This is a genomic window from Methanobrevibacter olleyae (assembly GCF_900114585.1).
Classification (GTDB): domain Archaea; phylum Methanobacteriota; class Methanobacteria; order Methanobacteriales; family Methanobacteriaceae; genus Methanobrevibacter; species Methanobrevibacter olleyae.
On record NZ_FOTL01000047.1, the window covers coordinates 1 to 5,536 of the forward strand.

General features: G+C 26.6%; 4 protein-coding genes and 2 pseudogenes. 3 read left to right on the top strand and 3 right to left on the bottom strand.

Annotated elements, in window-relative coordinates; translation table 11 throughout:
* Positions 1 to 168 (bottom strand): annotated as a pseudogene (locus tag BM020_RS10040) (ISNCY-like element ISM1 family transposase); the annotation flags it as partial.
* 188 nt (positions 169 to 356) lie between these two features.
* Between BM020_RS10040 and BM020_RS09210 the strand changes: the two are divergent.
* The 3 genes from BM020_RS09210 to BM020_RS09220 all read left to right on the top strand — a co-directional run bounded on the left by BM020_RS09210 (position 357) and on the right by BM020_RS09220 (position 3,383).
* Complete coding sequence (locus tag BM020_RS09210) at positions 357 to 1,412, top strand: DUF1786 domain-containing protein (protein WP_067148424.1); 1,056 nt, start codon at positions 357 to 359, stop codon at positions 1,410 to 1,412.
* Positions 1,413 to 1,851: 439 nt separating this feature from the next.
* Positions 1,852 to 2,517, top strand: coding sequence for a PHP-associated domain-containing protein (locus BM020_RS09215; protein WP_074798962.1), 666 nt, complete (start codon positions 1,852 to 1,854; stop codon positions 2,515 to 2,517).
* Between the two features lie 20 nt (positions 2,518 to 2,537).
* Entirely contained in the window at positions 2,538 to 3,383 is an 846-nt protein-coding gene (locus BM020_RS09220) for a DUF63 family protein (RefSeq protein ID WP_074798964.1), read from the top strand.
* Between the two features lie 129 nt (positions 3,384 to 3,512).
* Here BM020_RS09220 and BM020_RS09225 read toward each other — a convergent pair whose 3' ends face one another.
* Complete coding sequence (locus tag BM020_RS09225) at positions 3,513 to 5,039, bottom strand: 2-isopropylmalate synthase (RefSeq protein ID WP_200781262.1); 1,527 nt, start codon at positions 5,037 to 5,039, stop codon at positions 3,513 to 3,515.
* Between the two features lie 176 nt (positions 5,040 to 5,215).
* Positions 5,216 to 5,536 (bottom strand): annotated as a pseudogene (locus BM020_RS09230) (DDE-type integrase/transposase/recombinase); the annotation flags it as partial.

The following is a 5,536-nucleotide window of genomic DNA, read 5'->3' on the forward strand; positions in this document are numbered from 1 at the left end:
ATTTTCATCTAAAAATAGTTTTTGATTATTATTTTTAATTTTTGGTCTTTTATTGAGCCTTTTCTCAATAATTTCATTGGGATTTATTTTTTCATTTTTAAAATCAAAAAGTTTAAGTTGTATGAAGTTTGTATTAGTATTGAGGACAAATTTGTTTTGTTTAGTCATAAAATATTATTTGTCCTCACTTATTTAAATAATTTACTATTTTTAAATCCTTTATTTCAAAATTAAAGAAAAAAATAACCTATTTTTATTTAACGAAGAAAAAAATAAAAAAATAAAAAAAGCCTATAAAATTTTACAGTCTCAAATTTTTATAAAATTTAAATATCTTATAAAACAAATAGAAAAATATGAAAATTTTAGCTATTGATGTAGGAACTGGCACAGAAGATATATTATTATATGATAGTGAAAAAGAGATTGAAAACTCGATGAAATTAGTTATTCCTTCTCCTCATTTAACCATTGGTCAAATGATTACAGAATGTGAAAATGATATTTACTTTGATGGAGTAATTATGGGGGGAGGAAAAATTAAAGATAGGTGTCTTGAACATATGGAAAAGGGATATAATGTTGTTTTTGAAGATTTAGCAGCAAGAACAATCCGTGATAATATAGAACAAGTAAAATCTTTCGGATTTGGTGTTGTTAAAGAAAACAGCTTTAAAGAAGATTATGAATTTTCTAATTATACGAAAATATCCTTAAAAGATGTAGATGTAAATCATTTCATTGATATATTCTCCTCATTTGACCTAGATTTAGAACTAGATGAGCTTATCGTAGCAGTTCAAGATCATGGATATAGTGAAGATATGGGGGACAGAGATTTTAGATTTGAGAAAATTAAAGAAAAACTTCCAGAACCTCTAGCTCCTGAAGTATTTGCTATGGAGTCTGAAGAAGTTCCACAATATTTTACAAGAATGCAATCTGTTATTAAATCATTAGCTAAAGATAATCCTAAATTTAAACCAGTACTTATGGATACTAAGTTTGCATCTATTGCTGGGGTTTGTTATGATAAAGAAGTTTTAAAACTTAATAGTTTTATAGTTATGGATATAGGTAATGGACATACAACTGTAGCTTCTATTGAAGATGGTAAAATCCAAGGAGTTTTTGAACATCACACTAGAGATCTCACTCCTCAAAGACTTGAAGAACTTGTCATTGCCCTTGCAGATGCTACTATTAAGCATGAAGATGTTCATGATGAAGGTGGACATGGTGCATTTGCATTAAATCCTATATCTAAAATAGAAAAAGTTATTGTTGCAGGTCCTAAAAGAGCTTTAGTCGAAGAGACAAATCTTGACTATTATCATGCAGCTCCTGGTGGAGATGTTATGATGACTGGCACTGTAGGTCTTGTAAAATCAATGGAATTTTTAAGAAAATAATTTATATTTATAGTATCAGTGGAATTTTTAAGAAAATAATTTATATCTGTAGTTTATTTTTCAAGGATTTTTAAAAATTTACATAGATTTTTTCTTATTTTTCTTATTTTCTGCATACTTTTTTACTTTTCTCAGTAACTTTTTTAAAATATAAGGAAAATTTTTACTTTTTTCAATGTTTTTTGTAAATTTTTTAATATATTAATAAAAAAAGTTTTATATTTATTTATAAAAAATTTTATATAAAATTAATAAAAGCTTTTATATATTAATACTAATATAAAATTGAACATATTCAAAATATAAAATTGTAACTAATTATTTATTTTAAATTATTTTATACAAGGAATTTATTTTAAATTATTTTATACAAGGAATTTATTTTAAATTATTTATACAAAGAATCTATTTTAAATTATTTTATACAAAGAGGCAAAATATGAAATTTGATCCACATATTCATAGTGTTTATTCAGGTGATTCTCGTTCTGAAGTTATTGATATTTTAATACAAGCTGAAAAAAAAGGTTTAGATGCTATTGCGATTAGTGATCATAATGAAATAAAAGGTTCTAGACTTGCAAGAAGTATTCCTGGAGATATTATTGTAGTTCCATCAATTGAGATTTCTTCTGAAAAAGGCCATATCTTAGGATTAGGTGTAGATGAGATTATCCCAAAAGGATTATCTGCAGTAGAAACTGTTGATAGAATTCATGATGCGGGAGGACTAGCAATTGTACCTCATCCATTTTCATATTATAGACATGGGCTTTTCTGTAAAGTTGATAAAAATTTAGGGGTTGATGGAGTGGAAACTAAAAATGCTCGCTATATTTTTGGATACTCAAATAAACAAGCACAAACATTAGCATATAATAAAAGACTTGCAACTTTAGGTGCAAGTGATTCTCACTTCCTTCAATCTATTGGAGATGCATATACCGAAGTAAATACTAAAGGCCATGATTCTGTTGATGGTATATTAAAAGCTATTAAACACAGACGTTGTAAAGCTATGGGGCATGGCACTAGTAATTTCTTAGTTGCTAAAGAAGTATTTGTTAAAAAAGTACTTAGAAGATATCCTAAAAGGAGAGAATAGAAAATTAGATTGTTGATAAAATGGCTACTGTAGATACTTTTATTCCAGATATTATACAAACTACATTTTTCTCTGGATACACTATTTTTAATACAGTGGTATATACATTAGTTTTACTAATTTTCATATTGGCTATTATAAAAATGTTTAAGAAATTAGAAATAGATCCTCTTTCTATCTTCTTTTCAATTGTTCCATTTATTTTTCTTGGATGTTCTATTCGTGCATTAGTGGATAATGGAGTTTATCCAAAAACTGTTTTTCTAATTACTCCAGGTCTTTATATTTTAGTAGGACTACTAACTATTTTATCATTTTTATTTAGTGTTTTTCTATTTAATAAAAAAGGAATTGATTATAGATATACATTATTTTACATAGGTTTATTATTTCTATTACCTAATATAATCTTGTTTTCTAATCTAAATTTTACAGCAATATTTTATATCTTCATAACTTGGATATTTGTATCATTGATATTTATAATAATTTCACTTTTAGTTTTATACATTGTGAACTATAATAGATATAGCAATTTTTATCTTGTACTTGAAAAGATAATCAATTATAAAATTAATTTTTCTATTGTACTGGCACATTTGTTTGATGCATCAACAACATTTGTTGCTTTAGAATACTTTAATTACTCAGAACAGCATGTTCTACCAAATGCTTTAAATCAACTATTTGATACCTATATTACCATCTTTCCTATGAAAATTATAGTAATAGTTGCAGTATTATATATAATTGACCGATATTTCGAAGATACGACAGTAAAAAATCTATTAAAATTAACAGTATTTGTATTAGGTTTAGCACCTGGCTTAAGGAATATTTTAACTTTAGCAATTGCTACAATATAAGATAAAAATAATATACATTTCTAGAAAAAATCAAGAAATAAAAAATTTAAGGAAATATTCCATATTATGAAACTAAAAGATTATAAAATTAAAATTTTTTTTTTAAAAATAAAATAAAATATTAAAATTTTAACTATTTTTCTCAATAGATAAAAGTCTATTTATAGAGTTGATAACTGCAACTACACTTGAAATAATAACATCCTCTCTTGTAGCTCTTCCAGTTGCTCTATGGCCATCTTTGTTTGAAATTACTACAAAAGTTTCAGCTAATGCATCAGTACCGCCACTAACTGCTTCAAGTCTGTATTCATCAAGATTTATATCAACTGTCTCTTTTACAAGTGATTTGATTGCTCCAATAGATGCATCTACTGGACCTACTCCTATTTGAGAAGTTTCCATAACCTTACCTTCAATTGAAAGCTTTACAGTAGCTGTTGCAGATACAGATTCTCCTGTCATAACATTTAGTCCAAGTAATTTAATATGTTCTTTGTCACTTGTACTAAGTTCTGTAATTGCAATAGATTTTAAATCTTCATCTGTAATGCACTTACCTTTATCACCAAGGGCTTTTACCTGATTATAGATATTTTCAAATTGCTTATGGCTAACTTCTATATTAAATTCCTCTAATTTAGATTTAATTCCAGCATGTCCTGTATGTTTACCAAGAACTATTCTTCTTTTATGCCCTACAAGCTCTGGTGGAATAGGTTCATATGTTGATGTATTTTTTAATATTCCATCTACATGGATTCCAGATTCATGGGCAAATGCATTTTCTCCAACAATTGGTTTTGTAGGAGGCATTTTTATACCTGTAATAGATCCAATAAAATTAGAAGTATCATATAATTTTGTTGTATCCACAGCTATATTTGCACCATAAGCTATTTTTAAACTAACAACAAGTTCTTCTAAAGATGTATTTCCCGCTCTCTCACCAATACCATTAATGGTACAATGGACTTGACTTGCTCCTTCTTCTATGCCAATTATTGAATTAGATACTGCAAGACCAAAATCATTGTGGAAATGAAGACTAATAGGTACATTTATTTTCTTTCTAAGTATTCTTATTAAATCTCTTGTTGTAGGAGGTACTAAGATTCCAACGGTATCTGGAACATTTATTATATCTGCTCCAGCATTTTCAACACCCTTATAAAATTCTATTAGATAGTTTAATTCGGTTCTTGTAGCATCCTCAGCTGAAAATTCTACAGTAAGCCCATGATCTTTAGCATATTCCACTGCTTCTATTGCCTGATTTAAGATTTCTATCTTTGATTTTTTTAGTTTGTAATCTCTATGAAGTGGTGAAGTGCCTATAAATAAATGTACATATGATAAATCAGAATCAATAACTGCATCAATGTCTTTTTTTATAACTCTTGCAAGACCACATAAATTAGAGTTTAATCCTAAATCTACCATTCTCCTAGCAGCTTTTCTTTCACCTTCTGAAACAGTTGGAAAACCCATCTCTATTGTATCTACTCCAAGCTCGTCTAATTTTTGAGCTATTTTTATTTTTTCATCTACTGTTAAAGCTATACCTGGAGCCTGTTCCCCATCTCTTAATGTTGTATCAAATATTTTTATCTTTTCGTGAATCTTTAATTCTTCTTTAACATCTTCAATATTTATTGTATTCATTTTTCCCTACCCTTTTTTATTTTAGTTATTTATAATTATCTTGTTTAATTAAATTATTTTAGCTATTTATAATTATCTTATTTAATTAAATTATTTTAGCTATTTATAATAACTATTTTAATTTTTTCTATATTTTAATTTTTAATATTTACCCTAATATGGCTCTTTCAAAAACTTTGTTGATGAACTTGATTAAGTTTTCGATTTTCATTCCAAATCAAATCTCTGCGATAAATTCTCTTTAAAACACCACGAATAGTCTTAAAAGTTCTTTTTCTTGATTTAGGCATAGTTTTTTGAAAAGCATTTTCAAGCTTATTAGTTGTTCTCTCAATTTTCTTATCTTTTAAATGATAAATAAAGCTTTTATACCTAGAAACAATAAATTTTCTTATAATTTCATAAATAACATTATGAAATTCATTTTTACGATAAATTAAACCTTGTAATTCTTTTTCAGCTTCATAATAATCATTTAAATCAAATAA

Bases quoted from the DNA above. Each gene is read 5' to 3' on its own strand.
- BM020_RS09210 (WP_067148424.1), top strand. From the start codon at position 357: ATGAAAATTTTAGCTATTGATGTAGGAACTGGCACAGAAGATATATTA.
- BM020_RS09215 (WP_074798962.1), top strand. From the start codon at position 1,852: ATGAAATTTGATCCACATATTCATAGTGTTTATTCAGGTGATTCTCGT.
- BM020_RS09220 (WP_074798964.1), top strand. From the start codon at position 2,538: ATGGCTACTGTAGATACTTTTATTCCAGATATTATACAAACTACATTT.